Source organism: Staphylococcus pseudoxylosus, from assembly GCF_044794325.1.
Taxonomy (GTDB): Bacteria; Bacillota; Bacilli; order Staphylococcales; family Staphylococcaceae; genus Staphylococcus; species Staphylococcus pseudoxylosus.
This window is the reverse complement of sequence record NZ_CP085024.1, coordinates 42,244-60,564: the sequence shown is the minus strand read 5'-3', so window position 1 is coordinate 60,564 and position 18,321 is coordinate 42,244. Positions and strand designations below refer to the sequence as shown.

General features: G+C 32.0%; 16 protein-coding genes and 6 pseudogenes. 4 read left to right on the top strand and 18 right to left on the bottom strand.

Annotated elements, in window-relative coordinates:
* Positions 1-41: 41 nt before the first annotated feature.
* The 8 genes from LG295_RS00280 to LG295_RS00245 form a co-directional block, all read right to left on the bottom strand.
* The gene (locus LG295_RS00280) at positions 42-1,547 is read right to left on the bottom strand and encodes an NAD(P)/FAD-dependent oxidoreductase (protein WP_107557459.1); all 1,506 of its coding nucleotides are present in this window, start codon (positions 1,545-1,547) and stop codon (positions 42-44) included.
* Entirely contained in the window at positions 1,544-2,425 is an 882-nt protein-coding gene (locus tag LG295_RS00275) for a phytoene/squalene synthase family protein (protein WP_002510647.1), read from the bottom strand. The genes LG295_RS00280 and LG295_RS00275 overlap by 4 nt, the downstream gene beginning before the upstream one ends.
* Before the next feature lie 55 nt (positions 2,426-2,480).
* The gene (locus LG295_RS00270) at positions 2,481-3,524 is read right to left on the bottom strand and encodes a glycosyltransferase family 2 protein (protein ID WP_107557458.1); all 1,044 of its coding nucleotides are present in this window, start codon (positions 3,522-3,524) and stop codon (positions 2,481-2,483) included.
* Positions 3,525-3,590: 66 nt separating this feature from the next.
* Positions 3,591-5,081: an NAD(P)/FAD-dependent oxidoreductase gene (locus LG295_RS00265; protein WP_107557457.1), complete on the bottom strand. Its 1,491-nt coding sequence runs from the start codon at positions 5,079-5,081 to the stop codon at positions 3,591-3,593.
* Entirely contained in the window at positions 5,082-5,555 is a 474-nt protein-coding gene (locus LG295_RS00260; protein ID WP_107557456.1) for a glycosyl-4,4'-diaponeurosporenoate acyltransferase, read from the bottom strand.
* Between the two features lie 4 nt (positions 5,556-5,559).
* Positions 5,560-6,060: a TspO/MBR family protein gene (locus LG295_RS00255; protein ID WP_107557455.1), complete on the bottom strand. Its 501-nt coding sequence runs from the start codon at positions 6,058-6,060 to the stop codon at positions 5,560-5,562.
* A 47-nt stretch (positions 6,061-6,107) separates the two neighbouring features.
* Complete coding sequence (locus tag LG295_RS00250; protein ID WP_042737832.1) at positions 6,108-7,607, bottom strand: NAD-dependent epimerase/dehydratase family protein; 1,500 nt, start codon at positions 7,605-7,607, stop codon at positions 6,108-6,110.
* A gap of 186 nt (positions 7,608-7,793) precedes the next feature.
* A complete protein-coding gene (locus LG295_RS00245; protein WP_107557454.1) occupies positions 7,794-7,994 on the bottom strand; it encodes a hypothetical protein in 201 nt (66 codons plus the stop codon).
* A 173-nt stretch (positions 7,995-8,167) separates the two neighbouring features.
* On the opposite strand from LG295_RS00245, the gene LG295_RS00240 reads away from it, so the two are divergent.
* Both LG295_RS00240 and LG295_RS00235 read left to right on the top strand, forming a co-directional pair.
* On the top strand, positions 8,168-9,346 hold the full coding sequence (locus LG295_RS00240) for an MFS transporter (protein WP_107557453.1): 1,179 nt from the start codon (positions 8,168-8,170) through the stop codon (positions 9,344-9,346).
* Between the two features lie 120 nt (positions 9,347-9,466).
* Positions 9,467-10,162, top strand: coding sequence for a flavin reductase family protein (locus LG295_RS00235; RefSeq protein WP_107557452.1), 696 nt, complete (start codon positions 9,467-9,469; stop codon positions 10,160-10,162).
* A gap of 402 nt (positions 10,163-10,564) precedes the next feature.
* Here the strand turns inward: LG295_RS00235 and LG295_RS00230 are convergent, their stop codons facing one another.
* The 6 genes and pseudogenes from LG295_RS00230 to LG295_RS00205 all read right to left on the bottom strand — a co-directional run bounded on the left by LG295_RS00230 (position 10,565) and on the right by LG295_RS00205 (position 14,291).
* Positions 10,565-10,957 (bottom strand): hypothetical protein, encoded by a 393-nt coding sequence (locus LG295_RS00230; protein ID WP_241961560.1) that lies wholly within the window; start codon positions 10,955-10,957, stop codon positions 10,565-10,567.
* Positions 10,958-10,976: 19 nt separating this feature from the next.
* A pseudogene (locus tag LG295_RS00225) lies at positions 10,977-11,348 on the bottom strand (hypothetical protein); the annotation flags it as partial.
* A 1-nt stretch (position 11,349) separates the two neighbouring features.
* Positions 11,350-12,128 (bottom strand): annotated as a pseudogene (locus LG295_RS00220) (tandem-type lipoprotein).
* A gap of 610 nt (positions 12,129-12,738) precedes the next feature.
* Positions 12,739-12,886 (bottom strand): annotated as a pseudogene (locus tag LG295_RS00215) (NADP-dependent oxidoreductase); the annotation flags it as partial.
* Between the two features lie 34 nt (positions 12,887-12,920).
* Positions 12,921-13,586: an NAD(P)-binding oxidoreductase gene (locus tag LG295_RS00210; protein WP_107557451.1), complete on the bottom strand. Its 666-nt coding sequence runs from the start codon at positions 13,584-13,586 to the stop codon at positions 12,921-12,923.
* A gap of 21 nt (positions 13,587-13,607) precedes the next feature.
* A complete protein-coding gene (locus tag LG295_RS00205; protein WP_002510638.1) occupies positions 13,608-14,291 on the bottom strand; it encodes a type 1 glutamine amidotransferase domain-containing protein in 684 nt (227 codons plus the stop codon).
* A gap of 77 nt (positions 14,292-14,368) precedes the next feature.
* Here LG295_RS00205 and LG295_RS00200 point away from each other — a divergent pair, with 77 nt between their 5' ends.
* On the top strand, positions 14,369-14,716 hold the full coding sequence (locus LG295_RS00200) for a MerR family transcriptional regulator (protein ID WP_002510637.1): 348 nt from the start codon (positions 14,369-14,371) through the stop codon (positions 14,714-14,716).
* Positions 14,717-14,932: 216 nt separating this feature from the next.
* Positions 14,933-15,600 (top strand): annotated as a pseudogene (locus tag LG295_RS00195) (IS6 family transposase).
* 151 nt (positions 15,601-15,751) lie between these two features.
* On the opposite strand, the gene LG295_RS00190 reads toward LG295_RS00195, so the two are convergent.
* The 4 genes and pseudogenes from LG295_RS00190 to LG295_RS00175 form a co-directional block, all read right to left on the bottom strand.
* A complete protein-coding gene (locus LG295_RS00190; RefSeq protein WP_103388356.1) occupies positions 15,752-16,054 on the bottom strand; it encodes a putative quinol monooxygenase in 303 nt (100 codons plus the stop codon).
* Positions 16,055-16,514: 460 nt separating this feature from the next.
* Complete coding sequence (locus LG295_RS00185; RefSeq protein WP_017723550.1) at positions 16,515-17,039, bottom strand: hypothetical protein; 525 nt, start codon at positions 17,037-17,039, stop codon at positions 16,515-16,517.
* A 129-nt stretch (positions 17,040-17,168) separates the two neighbouring features.
* Positions 17,169-17,604: pseudogene (locus tag LG295_RS00180) on the bottom strand (NmrA family protein); the annotation flags it as partial.
* Positions 17,605-17,974: 370 nt separating this feature from the next.
* Positions 17,975-18,090, bottom strand: a pseudogene (locus tag LG295_RS00175) (DUF536 domain-containing protein); the annotation flags it as partial.
* Between the last annotated feature and the right edge of the window lie 231 nt (positions 18,091-18,321).

The window sequence follows — 18,321 nt, the reverse complement described above, 5'->3', positions numbered from 1 at the left end:
ATCTATATTAGAAAATTTGATTTCTGTCCCACTCCCGTTTTTTATATACCATTATTAATATCTTCTAACATAGCATCAACTGTAATTTTAGCACTCGTCAGTACAATTGGCACTCCCGCCCCTGGATGAACACTAGCTCCAGCAAAATACAAATTTTTGTAATCTCTGCTCACATTAGGCGGTCTGTAATAGTTACTTTGCGCTAAAGTAGGCATTAAACCAAAGGCTGCTCCAAATTTAGCATTATAATCTCCTTCAAAATCCTTAGGCGTATAAATAATTTCTGTCACAACTTGCTTTTTCAAATCTTTTAACGCTTTAATCGTAAAAAGCTTATTGTAAATAATATCTTTTACTTGTGTGATTGTTGACTCATCAGACCAATCCGTATCACCTGTTTTCAATTCTGAAACGGGCATCAGCACATAAATACCTGTTTGACCTTCTGGCGCTAACGACTGATCTTCCACACTAGGAGCGTATACATATATTGATGGATCTTGGGATATTTGCCCGGAAAATATTTCATTGATATTATTATCAAAATCCTTTGAAAATATAACATTATGTAACAAGATTTCTTCAGATAAATCTTTATCAACACCTATGTACATTAAAAAGGCTGAGCAAGAATAGTCCATATTATCAATTTTCTGTGTCGTATACTTCTTAGGATGATGTTCATTTTTAATTAAAGATGAAGTAGCATATGGGAAATCAGCAGTACAAATTATCTTGTCATACTTTTCTATATGTCCGTTTACTTTTAGTCCCTCCGCACACTTATACCTACCATCAATGATAATTTCTTCAACGTTTGCGTTGGTATAAATTCGAGTACCTAATTCTTCATTTAGCGTTTGAAGCGCTCTGACAAAGCTATACATACCACCTTTTATAAAGTGAACACCAAACATTAACTCTATCATGGGTATAATTGAATACAATGACGGGCTTCGTTTAGGGTCGATACCTATATATAATGTTTGAAACGCTAAAATCTTTTGGATTTTTTCATTATCAACATATTTTTCAATTAAATTATCTGCTTTATCAAATGTTTTGAGTTTCATACCTTGATATATAGTAAAAGGATTATAAAAATCTGTAGGTTTCCTAAACGTACGTTCTAGAAAATATTTTCGTGCTATTTCGTATCTTTCGTATATATCTGTTAAAAAGGACATAAAACCATGTGTAGAGTTAGGTTCAATACTTTCAAGCATATCTCTTAATTGAGCAAGATCTGTAGGAACGCGAATTTGATCTGTTTCACTAAAATAAACATCATATATATGTGATAATTGTTTAATTTCCAAGTAATCATTCATATTTTTTTGAGCGTAATTAAAAACGTCTCGATAAATCTCAGGCATCATTACGATGGTTGGTCCCATATCAAATGTAAATCCATCTTGCTTGATCTGATTCATCCTACCACCTATTTGTTGGTTCTTTTCATATAAATCTACTTGGTGACCGTTTGCTGCTAACCTTGAAGCTGCAGCTAAACCTGAAACACCGCCGCCTATAACTGCAATCTTCATAATGTTTCACTCCTATTATATTTCGCACTAAGTTCACGATAAATTTTCATTTTTTTCAATTTGCTTACATATACTTTCTTATGCAACGTATAGTTTGCCTTCCTTACTTCCACAAGTATTTCATGATAAGCTATCGCAGCTAATTCGATAATGTAACGTACCTCTTCGTCAAAATAATTAATACCGTTTAATGCAATATCATATAACCTAACTGCCTCTGTAGCGTAACTTTCCCACAGTTCTATATAATTTGGCGTAACTCCTTCATAATATATAGAATGTAGATTAACTCGATATTGAGCTAATTTTTCTACACTTAGATAAATTCTTCCATTTTGAAAATCTTCGCCGACATCTCTTAAAATATTAGTTATTTGCATTGCCTTGCCTAAAGCAATCGCAGCTTCTTCAGCTTGCTCGAAATTATTTTCATTTGATGAAGTTAATATAGGAGTTAACAATTCACCGACAGTACCTGCCACACCATAGCAATACTCATATAAATCTGAATCAGTTTTCATTTCTTTTAAAACTAAATCTTCCTTCACATATTGAATTAAAGATTCAAAAGGTTTTTTAGGTATTGAATATGTATTCAATGTATTACTTAAAGCATTCATAATAGCTGCATCACTTTGATACGCTTGAATATAATCACAATCGCTATAAATCACATCTAAATCTCTAGCTATGCCGTTTAATTGCTCAAGGTCTTTGTATTTATCAATACTGTCATCTATGATTCTGCAAACTGCATAAATAGCCCAAATTGCTTTTTTCCTTTTTAAATCCAAAAAATCAAAGGCATATGAGAACGTTTTTGAATGTTCTTTCATTATATTGTGACAATGATTATAATCTCTCTCTAATTGATTCATTTATTGGCCTCCTCAGTAAGCCTAGAACTTCTTGATATTTGTATAAAAAACTAAGCTATAAATCTATTCTACGGCCTTTCCAATATATACGTTTGAATACATTGATATCTAACCATGATTTAAAAAATATCACGACAAAGCATATGAAGAGCAGTAGATGACATAAACTCGCAACGATATTAAAATTTCCTGTTCTTCGAATAAATATATGAAATTGTATCGCATATATAAAATATAGAGTAATAGCTAATAATATATATAACGAGCCTAAATTAATTGAAAAAATTATCGCTAAAACTGTTGTAAGTGAACCAAATAGCCATAAAAATACAAACGTAAGCGTAGAGTTTTTAGTTACTTGAGAGCCAAGTGCAAAGTGTTTACTCCAACCCTCTAATAGCGCTTTATATCCTTGAGAATACATTCTAAAATTCACTACGCCTTGGCCTTCATACAAACTAACTGGCAAACCTTGCTGATTATATGCTTTACTTATTGCAAAGCCTTCAATGATTTGATTTTTAGCTTTCAAATGTCCTTGTGTCAATTTATAATCTTGCTTATTTGTCACAAGGACTGGTCCAAACGCGCCTTGCTCATTCTTTGCTGATTTCGTGATTGAAAATTGATTCATACCTACGATTGTCATTAAATTAAAAATCGCCGATATATTTTCATATAGCTTTTTTATCTTGTGATAAGGTTGTATTGACAACAAACCTTTACCACCTTGTAAATCATATTGATTGGCTATATTTTGAATACTATCATCACAAGCAAACTGAACATCAGCATCAACAAACATTAATAAATCATGCGTTGCATATTTGCTACCTTGCCAACAAGCATGTGACTTACCTTGCCATGTAGTATCATTTTCAACAGTATATACGCTCGCACCATAATATCTAGCGACAACTTGTGTCTCATCAGTTGAACCATCATCCATAACAATTACTTCTATTTCTTGCTCTTTACTTATACTGTTAAGTAATTTAGGTAAGTTCTCCGCTTCATTTCTAGCAGGTACAATAACACTGACGGCTGTCTGACCTCTTCCTTTTCCGGAGTTATTTATAATCGCTCGAAGCGCATACATACACATTCCACTTATTAGTGATAGTATCGTCAATACTATTGCTATTATATAAAGTATCATTCAGCCTCAACTACTTTCTCCATTAATAATAGATTCTGCTACTTGCATACCACTCAAAGTAACCATAGGCATACCAGCGCCAGGATTTACAGAACCACCTACAAAGTACAAATTTTTGAAGTACTGACTTTTTTTAGGAAATTTAAAACCTTTATTTTTCTTCTTATTGGATACTACGCCATATATAGCTCCTTTATTAGAATTGTATGTATTTTCTATATCATGTGGTGTCCATACGTCTTCATATACAATGTGCTTTCTCAAATCTTTCAAGCCCATGGACTCTAATTTATCCAATATACGTTCTTGGAATTGCAGATATTCTGCTTCACTAAATGACTTACTCTGAATGTACGGTATGTGTGGCAATATTTTTATATTCTCGTGTCCCTCTGGCGCCTGTGTCTTATCTGTTTTATTTGTATTCACTACATAAATAGTCGGATCTTCAGGCAAAACATACTGGTGAAAAACTTGATCATAATTAACTTTAGAATTACTTGAAAAGAAAAAGTTATGATGTTGAAGCTCTGGATAACTTTTGTCCACACCAAGATGCATGACATAACCTGAACTAGCTGGCTCAAATTTACGTTCCAATTTGTTTATTTGGTTTGCATCAAAATTCAATAAATACTTATAAACAGGGATTACTTCCATATTAGATATAATGTAATCTGCATATATTTCCTTATTACTTTCTATTGTTATCCCTGTCACCTTATTTTGACTATTATAATTGATACGTTTTACAGGGGTGTTAAAATGTATGCCCACACCTAATTTTCTCGCTAATTGTTCCATCGCTTCCGCTAACTTATGAATGCCACCATCTACGTACCACAAACCTTCCTCATGTTGCATTTGAGGTAATAAACTCAATACAGCCGGAGCATCATAAGATGAGGAGCCTACATATTTTATGAAATAACCTAGCATTTCTCTTAAATATGGGTTATCCACCCTTTTATTAATGGCTTGTTGCATTGTATGAAAATAATCGAATTGCTTTAAAGCTGAAAACGGACCATGATAACGAATAATTGCAAACATCGTATCTAATCCCTTACCAAAGTAGCTTTTTTCAGCAACTTGATGTATCTTTTGTGCGTAACTAAAAAACGAAGAAAGTTGCTCTATATCTTTATTTGTTAACGTCTTGTTATTAGTTAACATATCTTCCATGGATTCATATAAATCTAAAATTTGGCCATCTGGATAAACGTTTCTAATCTGTAAACTTAACTTACGAATGCTAACATAATCTTCTAGCCTTTCATCACATCGTTGAAATAGGCGTTGAAATACTTTAGGCATGGTTAAAATTGATGGACCGAGATCAAATCCATAGTCATCTATGTCTAACCTATTTACCTTTCCACCGATATGATTATTTTGTTCATATAAATCCACTTGATAGCCTGCTTGAGCCATACAAATTGCACTGGCAATCCCTCCCAAGCCACCTCCTATGACAACCACTTTCTTATTTCCCATTTAATCACCTTTTCTTTTTTGTAATTTATTATAAATACGTATTAACTTAGGGCGATTATAGCGCTGAACAATCATACAAGGCACATTAGCTATAATGACATATATAAAATTAATTATTTTAACGCTTTTTGACGCTTTAAAAAACGCAATAACAGGAAATATGGATAGCAGATGAACCACCTCTGCACGTCTAGTTTCTAATATAAATCGCTGTATATCATTCATATTTTTAGATAAATCGAAAGTCGCTTTACTACTGATATTAGGGTTAAGATATTGACCGTCTGGCAAATGATCTTTCCAATATTGCACTTTAACTAATTGTTGCCATAATTGACCCTCTTGTTCAATATTCCAACTTCGAAAATACTTATTATCTTTTTCTAAGAACTTATAACTAATACGAGTACCAAGTTGAGCAATAATCATTTGAACTATAAACCAATATAGCGCAATATATATAATCTTTTTCATCAATTTAATGCTCAGATTTCGCTGTATAGCTTGGGTTATCTTTATTTAAATACCAATTACCAGCTGTTAAATAAGTAGCAAAAGCGCTCCAAAGCATATATGGAACTAGTAAAATGCCAGCAACTTTTTTTACATTGAAAAATTTTACAGTTGTTGTAACTACTGCGCCCAGTAATACAACACTCTCTATCAACGCACTAAAGCGTAATTTATATTTGAAGTAAAATATCGACCATAGATAATTTAGGCTTAATTGCGTGTAATAAGCACCTTTTAAATCCTTACTAGTAGATTTATTAGTCACTAATGCATAAGCTACGCCCATCGTTGTATAAAGTATTGGCCACACAATTGGAAAGACATAGCCGGGTGGTGAAAAAGGTGGTTTAACATTATTTTTATAATCTTTTCTCGCGTTTTTCACTGCAAATTTCCCTATAAATTTACCGCCTGTAATTGGTGTTATAACTTTTATAATTGTTTTAATTATCTCGTTTGATTTCATAGTTGATCCCCTCTTTTTTTGTAACTAACTAGCCTTTATTTTAGCCGTTACAATTCGGCATTGGACATGTTATTTTTTCTAGCTAAATACTTTTTCAATCCATATACTTTCAAAACAATTGCACCTGTAATAACAATTGGCAAAATAAACTTCTTCATATTAAAGTATTCTCCTTTATTAGTTTTTTGGCTATTAATCTTGAATTTAAAAAGATTCATTACACTTTTATGAACTTTTGCTTGGGTATACTTATATACCCACCAAGGTAACGTCGGTTCATATTCTTGTAACGCTATGATACATGCGTCACTATTAGGTAACCTTCTAAACTCTAATCTCGCATTACCACCATCTGAATCTAAAGCGAAATCTCCACCAACAATTCGATATAAAATTCTCTCATTATTAGAAGCTTTAAAATCTTTACTTAATAATAGTAAGTCCTTATTTAAACACGGCACACTAATCGTAAAGTTATCTTCGTTAAAATCACTATTAACGACATTTAATGTAATTCTATTTAAAAAATTTGCATATGATTCTGCCAATTGAATCATATTTACATCTTTAGGTAAGACTACCCTTGATATTGCTCTAACATCTTTAATATCGCCCTTACGTGATGACTTCCCTTTCTTTTGTGTCTTAGTTTCTTCTTCCAAGGCATTACGCACACTTTCTTTATAATCAATTTTACCTATAGAAATATCTTTCACAACATTTTCATCGTTTCTAATCATATCATGAATTAAGCTATCCATTAACGGATAAACCATTTCTTTTGGTACCCCAGAAATAAGTTTCACCCAATATTTACTTAGCCAAATTGGAATAATAGGCAAATCTATCGTAGGTAATCGTTTATCTAGTACCTCTGCAGTTTGCTTGAAAAGGTCTTTATAAGTCATATGACTAGGTCCACCAATATCTATCGATTCATTCTTATTCGGCTGTCTCTCTACAATTTTATATAAACCGTCAATCACGTCGTCTATTGCGACTGGCAATGTTGTATTATAAGCCCATTTTGGCAGTAACAGGCCAGGTAATCTATCTACTAATTTTTTTAATATAGGGTAAGAACTTCCTTTAGATCCTATAATCAAACCAGCTCTTAAAGTACTTACTGGTACACCATATGATCCTAAAATCTGTTCGCACTCTAAACGGCTTCTTAAATGTGGTGATAATTCACTTGTATTAGGTATCAAACCACTCATAAATACAATATGCTGAACTTTGTTATAACTTGCGGCTTTAGCAAAATTATCAGCTAATAATGCATCCATATCTTCAAAGCTCGCCTGCGTCAACTTAGCTGAAGGCATCATAGAATGGACAAGATATATAGCGATATCAATGTCCTCCATTACCTCAGTGATTTCATTTAAATCAAACAAGTCAGCTGCCTTCCAAGTAACATTGTGTTCATTTGATTTATTTTCTATATTTCTAGAAATAGCTATAATTTCATAGTTATCTTTTAATTTATTCATTAAGTGACTACCGATATATCCCGAAGCGCCTGTTAATAATATTTTTTTCATATATTTAGCCTCCAAATAGAAAAAGATGAGCAGGTAAACTTTACCTCAGCTCATCTTTTACGTAACGAGCTCACTTGCTCATTATCTTAATTGACAAGAGCTCCAAGTCTCTTACTTAATGTTGTACCCTTTTTAAAACTTTTCAATCTTTATTAGCACGAATTATGAAATAACTCTACGAAATTATCACAATTGTCTAAAAAAAGGGATAATCTTACTTGCTTTAATTATGTCACTAGTGTAAAAAAACTCTTTCCCCTTTCCTGTATAAGCTGGAATTAGTATCATATTTGCTTTAGCGCTATATAACCATTCTGGATTTAAACCAGAATTCAATATATCTTGATATTCTTGAAAAGTATTTTCCCAATTTAAGTTTATTTTCATTAATTTACCTCCTGAAAAAGCTCCCATTCGATTGTCATCAACTTCTACACTCACTTACCTATTTCCACTTCACAAAAAATTCAAAACTGAAATGAACAATTTTCCAAAAAAGGGGTTTCAAAACCTAAATAAATGTAATAATGGAAACAATTCATTTTCAAGGAGTAATACGTATGGAAGCGTCAAAAAATTATAATATAATAACATTTGTTTTGTTTATTTCTGGTATCTTAATTATGTTTAATCTATATACCGCAATACCTATAACAGAGCATTTAGCTAATGATTTTGGTATATCTCAGTCAGTTGCAGCAATGAATGGTGTGGTTTTTTCAGTCACTTATTCCATTAGCTGTTTATTTTATGGTACTATTTCAGAAAAATTTGGAAGAATACGCGTCATTTTACTTTCACTAATTGGTCTAATTATAGTTTGCTTTTCGATTGGATTTGTAACTTCTTTTAATACATTATTGATTTTACGAGGCCTCCAAGGAATATTTGCAGCTGCATTTTCTCCCATAGCTATTACTTACACTACCGAAACTTATCCACTTAAAAAGAGGTTAACAACAGTAAGTTTTATTAGTACAAGTTTTATGCTATCTGGTATTTTAGGTCAAAATTTTTCAGAAATATTAATTAGCCAATTCGATTGGCACATTATTTTCTTTATACTTTCTTCGCTATACATCTGCTTAGCTATTATCATCTTTAGAAATGTCCCAGAAAGCCCTGTAAAAAATTCAGATGTTCAAATCCTTAAATACTTTAGCAATTTCAAAGACTTTGCTAAAAATCGAAAAGTATTAATCTGCTACTTTATTTCTCTAACATTACTTACAACATTCATTTCTATGTATGCAGTAATAAATGAATTCATACTATCGTATTCTATACACGGAGATAATCACACAGCATTTCTAGTAAAATTATTCGGTGTTTTTGGTATGCTAAGTTCATTAATGTCGGGACGTATTAGTAGTAGGTATGGTGTCAAATTTGTTTTAAATATTGCTTTAGGCGTTTGTGGTGTGACATTAATATTAATGCCTTTTGCACATAATATTCTGCTAATAACATTTTTAAGTATATGTTTTGTTGCTGGAATTGCGTTTGCAGTCCCTTTAGTTATCGCAAAAGTAAATATGTTAGTGTATGGAAATAGAGGTTTCTTCTTGTCTGTTAACACATTTATTCTATTTTTAGGTACAGCAGTTGCTCCGATCCTATCGATTTACCTTACTTCTCTAAATAATTTTACAAGTATGTTTGTAATCATATCCTCTATTGCATGCTTAGCATTCCTTGCTTCATTATTCTTGCCAAGCGATGAACAAACAACTTATTGATGCACTTATCATTGTTCTATAGTTTGAACTAATAAATCAATTCAAATTTAGTATTAGACGTTTACATTAATTACAATTATTCTTGCAGTAGTTTCAAAATTTTTGAGGAGTGATCATGTTATGAATTATTCACCAAAACAAGGCACACGTAGCCATGGTTTACCACACGATCCTTTTAAAAGCAGTACTGTTCCTAGACCAATTGGATGGATTTCAACAATATCAAAGGATGGTAAAGATAATTTAGCACCTTATAGCCAATACCAAAATTTAACATGGGATCCGCCTATGGTAATGTTTGCAGCTAATCAATCTGTTTTAGGAGAACACGAGCGTAAAGATACAGTTAAAAATGCAGAAGAAACAGGATGGTTTGTCTGGAACATGGCAACTTATGATTTAAGAGAAGCAGTAAACTTATCTGCTAAGGCATTGCCACCAGAAGAAGATGAATTTGAATTTGCAGGTGTAGAAAAAGAGAAATGCATTGAAGCGCCTGGTCACAGAGTCAAAGCATCTCCTGTACATTTTGAATGTGAATATGTCCAAACAGTGCGTATCCCTACTGGCGATCCGGTATCTACTGTAGATATGGTTGTCGGCCGTGTAGCACAAGTTCACATTGATGACGAAGTGATATTAGATAACGGGAAACTTGATATACAATCTATTAGACCTATTGCACGTTTAGGTTATTATGACTATACAGTTGTCGATCAAATTTTTGAAATGAAGGCACCATCTGCATCAGAAGAAGAATTAGCTGGTTTAGAGGGTAGAAATTTTGATAATAAAACTAGATTTACTTTCGAATAATACTATTGATTATTATCGCTATATATACTTTTCTTCTCGATTTTGATTGGATTAGAGACAATTAGTAGTATAATTATAGAACTGTTTGAAAATATAGTTCATGAACTTAAAATAAAAGTTTTTAGTGAGTTTTAATTTCGTTTATTCAAAATATTGAACTTTTAAAAATAACGAATAAGTAAAAAATATAATTTCAAGAGCATTTCCTACCTTTATGGAGTAGGAAATGCTCTGTTTATAGTATTACTTCTTTTATTCTGATTATATACTTATATAGTCCACATGTATTATTAGCTAGTATAGTTGATGTTTCATCATTTTCTTACTACAATTCAATTTTAGTTTCATGATCTATAGATGTTTTAGGTCCATTCCAAATTTGAACTGTCCCATCATCTTTAACTATGATGGTATTTGCTCCAGCACCTGATTTGTTATTTGCATCAATTTTCCATTCTCCATTATTATAAACTGGTTCTTGGAATTTTTATAAATCAGCATCCCAACTTCATTTACAGCAGCAATAGCGTAATCAAACACTTTATTTCTAGTCACTTGTTGTTCATCGCTTGTATATTCTTCTGTTGTAGATTGCTGTTGACTATTATTTTGACTCTCATTGTTAGCTGATTCGTTAATACTTTGCGAATCACTGTCATCATTTTCTTTTTGCTGAGCTTGTAATTTATCTTTTTCTAACTCTTCTGCTTGATATTTAGTATATCCAAAAAACCCAACAGCTGCTAATATACCTAAAATAGAAACTATTGTTATTGCGCTTAATAATCTTTTCATAACCTATCCGTCCTTAAATTTAATAATTCCCACCTTGACCATTTGCACGAGCTTCTACTTGACCTCTTAAGAAGTCTACATAATCTTCTGACCCCTCTGTAGCTTCATCCACTGCTGCAGCTTGATCTTCAGTCATACCTTCTTTATATGCCGCAAGAAATTCATCATCTGTCATATTTTTTGCGTCTTCTGCAGTATATTTAGGTTGTTCCTGTCCGGCACTATCTTCTGATGCAGTTGCGCCTCCACCAGCTGGTTGGAATTTTCCTTCTTCTGCAAATTGTTGTAAGGTAGGGGTCATTTCTTTAGTTGTAATTACACCATCTCCATCCGTATCAGCTTTGTCAATTTCATTTGATAAAATTTGAGCTTCATTACTATTGAGCTCATATTTAATGACCCTCACTTGGTTTATAGTCTAAACTGTCAGAAAAATATATGTTCTTTTTAGGTTTTTCGATAAAATTAAATTCAATATCTTTAGACCCAATAGAAGAACCTTTTAAGTCACCTGTACCTTTTAACAATAATTTAGGTGGTTGTTGGGTAGGAATATCGTATCTCTTTCTTAATTGTTTTACATTATAATCACTATTTTCTAAATCATACTCTGCTGAATAGCTAGGAACTTTTGGATTGGTTGCTATATTTCCATTTTTATAATCTTTTAAAGAGTTGAAATTTGCATATTGAGAAAAAAACTTGAATTCTTCTATTTCCTTCTTCACATTAAAATTTTCAATTCTTTCAGTTGGAATGATTTTATTATTTTCCATTTTTATAGGGTATTTTTTTGAGTATTTTGACTAACCCCTTTACTATCCGTAGATATTTTATTAATTATATAATTTCCTTTTGATGTCCTTGTATTTCGATTTACTTTCAAAACCATACCTCTCGTTTCAAGATCATCGCCTTTACGTTGTATAGCCATTTCAGAATATAATGTCCATGTCCCTTTATCATCTTTATCAAATTCTTCATCTCGATAACCTTCTTTATCGTATAGGTCATCAAGGTTTTTGATAGGATACATACCTAATGTTTTTTCAAAACTCTTTTTAATTTTTTCTTCTTTATTATCTTCTTTTGTCATACTTCCACATCCCCCAATAAAAATCGTTAAAATTAAGAAACTTGCAAATACTATTAATCTTCTTGAATGTTTCATATTTTCACATCTCTCTATTTATCGTAAAATTTGTAAACACTATATAAATCAAAATATTAAATACTTTACTTATCACTCTTTAATATTACCAAACAATAAATATTCAATTCATTTAAGATATAAATTTATTTTAGTTTTGCGCTTTATAATTAACATTAAAAAACCGCATCATTTATGATATGCTTCTGCGTATCGGTTAATGATGCGGTTTTTTATTTTGTTTTATCGTCAACCTTAAACTGTAAAATAACTTTTGAATTAAATGCAGTATAAATTAATTTAGAAACTTTTTTCATAAAAACCCTCCTCATATTTGTCTTACAGTCCACATTATTACATTAATGTTACAATGCCACAAAATAATTATATAAAAATATAAATTTTTTACTTCTTTTTACATTCATACACGCAATTTAACTTTTCATTTTCTTAGTTTAGAGACTTATCACTATAGTCAAATTACAAAGTAAGTGTTTGATATACATTGATTTTAAGTGTAAATATAAAAAAATCGCCTGGAACAAAATGTATGTTCCAGACGTTGCTATGATAAGTCTTATAATAGTTTCGCGAATGCGAAAACGACAAATTGTAATGGCTCATCCACTTAGAAAGATTGAAAATAGCTTTTTGTATCATTCACTCTGCCTCTCATGTAAGGATCTATAGATAAATAAATGGATTCTACTTGAACTTCACCTACTTGAGGTTCTCATACTTCTATTGTTTCAAATCTAAATACATCAGTCTTGAGGGATCGCTTGTGATCGTTTTGCAAGTACAACTTGTTGATTATTCCTTCAGATATTTAGTCGTTGCGTCTGATAATGACAAATCACCATTGATGATTTGGAATTCGTGACCTTGTAATACTTCATCAGTTAATACAGAAACAAGCACTTCTGCTACATCTTCTCTTGTAATATACGGATTTTGTACATTTTCAAATTGTGCACTCATATTGAATTGTTGCGTTTCATGTTCGTTTGTTAAAGCGCCCGGATGCACGATGGTATATTTTAAATTTGCATGTCTTAAGTAGTCATCCGCATAATGTTTAGCAATAGTGTATGGTTTCAAGTCGCCTGACGCATCAAACGCTTCTCGACGTGAGTCGTACGTTGATACCATAATAAAGTGTTGATGACCGACGTGTTCACTTGCTTTAATTGCTTTCACTGCACCGTCTAAATCTACAATGATTGTTTGATCGTCACCTGTGCTCCCACCAGAACCAACGGAAAAAAGGATTTGATCATACGATTTAAATAATTCTATTAATTCATCAATAGACTGTTTTGCGACATCAATGTAAGTTGCATCGATACCATCTGCTTTTAAAGATTCAACTAGTTCTTCTTTTCTAACACCGGCAGTAAAATCAACATCTCGTGCTTTCATTTTACGTATAAGATGTTGACCGACGCCACCATTAGCACCGATAATTAATGATTTCATGTGTATCGCTCCTTTATGAAATTATTGATTAGCTAAGATTTTTAAAGCGTGTTCAGCAACAGCATGTCCTGATTGAGGATTTTGACCAGTCACAATGCGACCATCTACGACTGCGAAATTGCTCCAGTCATCCTCTTTTTTAAAATGTGCACCGTTACTAATAAATTCGTCTTCTAATAAATATGGCATGTATTCAGTTGTACCATTTGCTTGTTCTTCACTATTTGTAAAACCAGTCACGTCTTTATGACGAACGAGGTAATCGCCATTTTCTTTAATGTCGAGTAGACCAGCCGCACCATGACATACAGAAGAGAGAACGCCTTGGTTATTGTAAATACTTAACGCAATGTCGTTAAGTTCTTTGTTATTTCTAAAATCCCAAATCGCACCATGTCCACCTGCAAAGTAAATGGCTTGATAGTCGCTAGGATTAACCTCTTTTGGAGATAATGTTTGTCCAAATTTATTCATATAATCATGATCCGTGTAGTATTCCCAGTCCTCAGCTCCCATCATTTCAGGGCTAAGACTGATAGGATCAAGAGGCACATATCCACCGTTCGGACTTACGAAATCAACATCATAACCTGCGTCATAGAAATCTTTCGCAAAGTGCGTAACCTCTGAGAACCACGCACCCGTAGGTCTGTCTAAATTATCGTATTTCGCAATGTTTGTTACAACAATTAAAGCTTTTTTCATTGTCTTTCCTCCTCATTCATGTTTATATAGAGTACAATATCAGTTAAACCTTGGTTTAAGGGAAAGGATTTGCTTACATGGAACAATATTACATTGAATATGTCTCAGATTATTGCAATATACCTAAAAGCAAACTGCGTTATTACGAGAAAAAGAATATCTTGAAACACATCGACAGAGATAGCAATAACAAGCGTTTATACACAGACGACGATATCGAAATGATTAAATTTATCCAGTGCCTAAGCAATTTGAATATGCCATTAAAAGAAATCCGAAAAAACACAGATATGCTTTATCAAAACCAAATAGATGTCCCAAGCGTGTTACGCGCACACCTAAAATTCTTGAATGAACAACGGAATTTAATCAGTACACATATCGACTTAATTGAACAAGAATTACAAACTGCCATGACCGAGTGACGAGGGAAAAGGGGGTGTGTGAATTAAAAGAACGATAAGAAGAGTATGGAGGGATAGTGAATGAATAAGCATAAAGAAATTGTAGATTTTAAAGGTGGAGTGCGTAGATAAAGGCGATAGGTGGATAGACAAAGCTGGAATGAATTTTTCTTCATCTACATAAGGGTTCTGTTGCAAAGTTGAATTTATAGTATAATTTTAACAAAAAGGAGTCTTCTGTATGTACTATTCAGATATAAACAATTCGATAAAGATGTTATAACTGTAGCCGTTGGCTACTACTTAAGATATGCATTAAGTTATCGTGATATATCTGAAATATTAAGGGAGCGTGGTGTTGATGTTCATCACTCAACCGTTTATCGTTGGGTTCAAGAATATGCACCTATTTTGTATCAAATTTGGAAGAAAAAGCATATTATAAGTGGCGTATTGATGAAACATATATCAAAATCAAAGGGCAATGGTGTTATTTGTATCGTGCCATTGATACAGAGGGTCATACATTAGATATTTGGTTACGTAAGAAACGGGATAGTCATTCAGCATATGCGTTTATTAAGCGCCTTATTAAACAATTTGGCACACCTCAAATGATAATTACAGATCAAGTACCTTCAACGAAGGTAGCCATAGCTAAAATAATGAAAGTGTTTAAGCTGATCCCTAATTGTCATTGCACATCTAAATATCTCAATAACCTCATTGAACAAGATCATCGTCATATTAAGCTGAGAAAGACAAGATATCAATGTCTCAATACAGCAAAAAATACACTCAAAGGCATTGAATGTATTTACGGATTATATAAAAAGAACCGTAGGTCTCTTCAGATCTACGGATTTTCACCATGCCACGAAATTAGTTACATGTTAGCCGGTTAAGCGAAGACTGACACAATAAAATGGTGATTAGCTATATTTTTCTAACTTTGCAACAGAACCTTCCACTTTATATAGCTCACGCCAAAACTAATAATCAAAAAACTGCCATCCACTGTCTCTGGACAGATACGATGGCAGCGATAATATGACTTTATTTAGGAAGCTTGGAAGCAAGGACGTCAATATTTTCAATCACTGGTGGCTCTACGAAAAGTTCAGGAGATTTCTCCGTCAATGCCGCAGCCACTTGACCAGAAAGGTGTGCTTGACGACCTGTGTCGTCCGGGAATGCGTCAAAGATGCCGAATGTCGTAGGTCCAAGTCGGATCGCAAACCATGCGATCGTTTCTGACTCCTCCTGAACCACAGGTAGGGCCCCACGTAGGAAGCTTTCAACTTCCGTTTCTTTTCCAGGTTTTGCTTCAAGTCGAACCAATAGCGCTACATTAACCATTTTTCTACCTCCTCCTCAAATTAGAAACTTCATCCATTAATATATCACATAACATTTTTTATTAGAAGATATATATATAAAGAGTCCTTTTAAAAAGAGCTCTCCTAATCGTTTCATAATCAAATTTTGTCTTAATAAGGAACGATTTTTCTAACTAGAATTTTAATTATAGACATAAATTTACACTCTTTGTAATTCTAGGCTAGTTATTTTATGAATTAATCATGAAAATGTAGATTAGTATTCTTATAAAATAATTAACTCATAATCAGTATTTAAAACAAGCTGAACTCTATTTTTTCTTTGTTAGTGTTAACTGAACAAGCAAAGTATCAACTAATGAGATGATATAAAAAATACGATTATTATAAGAATCATTAGCATATTTTATGATTAAAAAGCATTTTGTTAAAGAAAGACCTTACTATTAACTATCTTATTTTTCATTCATTTTATTACTTTAAATAAACTGTAATTCATAAATTTCCTTATCTTTGTAGTTATTGAATGCATCTATATGCCCTTTTAAAAATATTTCTTGTTTTTTTCTACTCACATTATGATAATAGGATAACTTAATATTCATATTGGATTCGTAACCGTTATTTTTTATAGTATCGTCTAATTCATCAAATACTGTCTTATTTATAGGTAACATATAACCTTCTTTACTAGGTAACATATTAACATACTTTTTTTGAATAACTTTATCTTCACCTAATAAAACTTCAATGGTGATTTTTTTTGCTGCACCGCCTCCTAAATTATATAATTTCAAATAATCTTCATTTTCTTCCACATTGGAAGTGGTGTTTTTTAAATTTAATTTTTGGTCTTTATCTCTAATTAATAAAATCTGATTAAATCCTAATGCAGGAATAAAACTTATTTTCATTTGGTAAAGTTGAACTGATACTGATACAAAATAAAATAACGCCATAATAAATGTTCCAAGTGATCCTATCGCTGATATAATATTAATCATATTTAGCTCCTTTTCTTTTTTAGGAAATAGTAGTAGGAAATTAAACGTAGCATAAAACAATTTATATTCAACAATCTATGAATATAAATTTCATATTAACTATATAAAAACGAGCATTGGATACCAATTTTTTAGTATTGGATAAGAATTTCCCTTAGCACTTATAATTAGTCCAGCTCTCAACGTAGTTACTGGCACACCATATGCTCCTAAAATGTCTTTACACTCTAAGCGACTTCTTAAACATTGTGGTAATTCATTCGTATTTGGAATTAGGCCACTCATAAATATGATATGTTTAACTTTATTAAAACCTTGATGCTTTAGCAAAATTATCTGCTAATATTTCATCCATATCTTCAAAACTTGCTTGTGTTAACTTAGCTCAAGGTATGATCGAATGAACAAGATAGATAGCGATATCTACGTTTTTCATTACTTCTGTTATCTCATTTAAATCAAATAAATCTGAAGATTTCCATATAATATTTTGTTCATTAGACTTATTTTCTATATATGCTGAAGCACCTGTTAATAGAATTTTTTTTGTGAATTTAGCCTCCAATTTTAAAAATGAGCAGGCACATGCTTGCCTCAGCTCATCTTTTTCATAATAAGCTAAATTGCTCACTACAATTAAATTAATTTGATATAAGTGTGGCAAGCGTTCTACGTCTCTTAATAAACAATACCCAATTTTATTGATAAATAAACTTGAATTTAAAATTAAATTGATGAGTATCAGAAGTAAGATTTACATAAAAAGGTACGACAAGTTTATGAGCTTGTCGCACCTTTTTAATTACAATTAGTTACTAACAAACGACTCCAAAAGCCTTTTTAAGTTGTGTTTATTCACCCTTTTTTTCTTCCTAATGTTGATTAATATTTACAGTGTCTGTAGTATATGATACTTCTTACACATCCACGTTTTATCTATCATTAGTAGGTGTATCAAAGGAATAATTAAGCAGCCTCTCTTCCTCTAATTAATTTTTGAATCTTTTTTATTACTCTCTAACGCCAAAACTTGCTGATTCTTAAGCAATCTTTGATCTTTCCTGCAACTCTTTTCTATTCTGGCTCATATATGCGTTTTAAGAAACAAATGTAATTGAATAGGTTAAAAATTATATATTTTTAAAGTTTGCTTTAAACCAACTGTTAAAATGTATAATAAGGATATTGGATTACCACATGTAAATTTGTTTTTAGCACGACGTTTTTTAGGTGTGTAAGTGTGCCTTTAGATATAAAAATAAAAGTCAACCTAGAAAAAGTA

What these genes read in the sequence shown, in the direction of transcription:
- LG295_RS00280 (WP_107557459.1), bottom strand. Translation starts at nt 1,547, where the DNA reads ATGAAGATTGCAGTTATAGGCGGCGGTGTTTCAGGTTTAGCTGCAGCT.
- LG295_RS00275 (WP_002510647.1), bottom strand. Translation starts at nt 2,425, where the DNA reads ATGAATCAATTAGAGAGAGATTATAATCATTGTCACAATATAATGAAA.
- LG295_RS00270 (WP_107557458.1), bottom strand. Translation starts at nt 3,524, where the DNA reads ATGTATGCGCTTCGAGCGATTATAAATAACTCCGGAAAAGGAAGAGGT.
- LG295_RS00265 (WP_107557457.1), bottom strand. Translation starts at nt 5,081, where the DNA reads ATGGGAAATAAGAAAGTGGTTGTCATAGGAGGTGGCTTGGGAGGGATT.
- LG295_RS00260 (WP_107557456.1), bottom strand. Translation starts at nt 5,555, where the DNA reads ATGAAAAAGATTATATATATTGCGCTATATTGGTTTATAGTTCAAATG.
- LG295_RS00255 (WP_107557455.1), bottom strand. Translation starts at nt 6,060, where the DNA reads ATGAAATCAAACGAGATAATTAAAACAATTATAAAAGTTATAACACCA.
- LG295_RS00250 (WP_042737832.1), bottom strand. Translation starts at nt 7,607, where the DNA reads ATGAAAAAAATATTATTAACAGGCGCTTCGGGATATATCGGTAGTCAC.
- LG295_RS00245 (WP_107557454.1), bottom strand. Translation starts at nt 7,994, where the DNA reads ATGAAAATAAACTTAAATTGGGAAAATACTTTTCAAGAATATCAAGAT.
- LG295_RS00240 (WP_107557453.1), top strand. Translation starts at nt 8,168, where the DNA reads ATGGAAGCGTCAAAAAATTATAATATAATAACATTTGTTTTGTTTATT.
- LG295_RS00235 (WP_107557452.1), top strand. Translation starts at nt 9,467, where the DNA reads ATGAATTATTCACCAAAACAAGGCACACGTAGCCATGGTTTACCACAC.
- LG295_RS00230 (WP_241961560.1), bottom strand. Translation starts at nt 10,957, where the DNA reads ATGAAAAGATTATTAAGCGCAATAACAATAGTTTCTATTTTAGGTATA.
- LG295_RS00210 (WP_107557451.1), bottom strand. Translation starts at nt 13,586, where the DNA reads ATGAAATCATTAATTATCGGTGCTAATGGTGGCGTCGGTCAACATCTT.
- LG295_RS00205 (WP_002510638.1), bottom strand. Translation starts at nt 14,291, where the DNA reads ATGAAAAAAGCTTTAATTGTTGTAACAAACATTGCGAAATACGATAAT.
- LG295_RS00200 (WP_002510637.1), top strand. Translation starts at nt 14,369, where the DNA reads ATGGAACAATATTACATTGAATATGTCTCAGATTATTGCAATATACCT.
- LG295_RS00190 (WP_103388356.1), bottom strand. Translation starts at nt 16,054, where the DNA reads ATGGTTAATGTAGCGCTATTGGTTCGACTTGAAGCAAAACCTGGAAAA.
- LG295_RS00185 (WP_017723550.1), bottom strand. Translation starts at nt 17,039, where the DNA reads ATGATTAATATTATATCAGCGATAGGATCACTTGGAACATTTATTATG.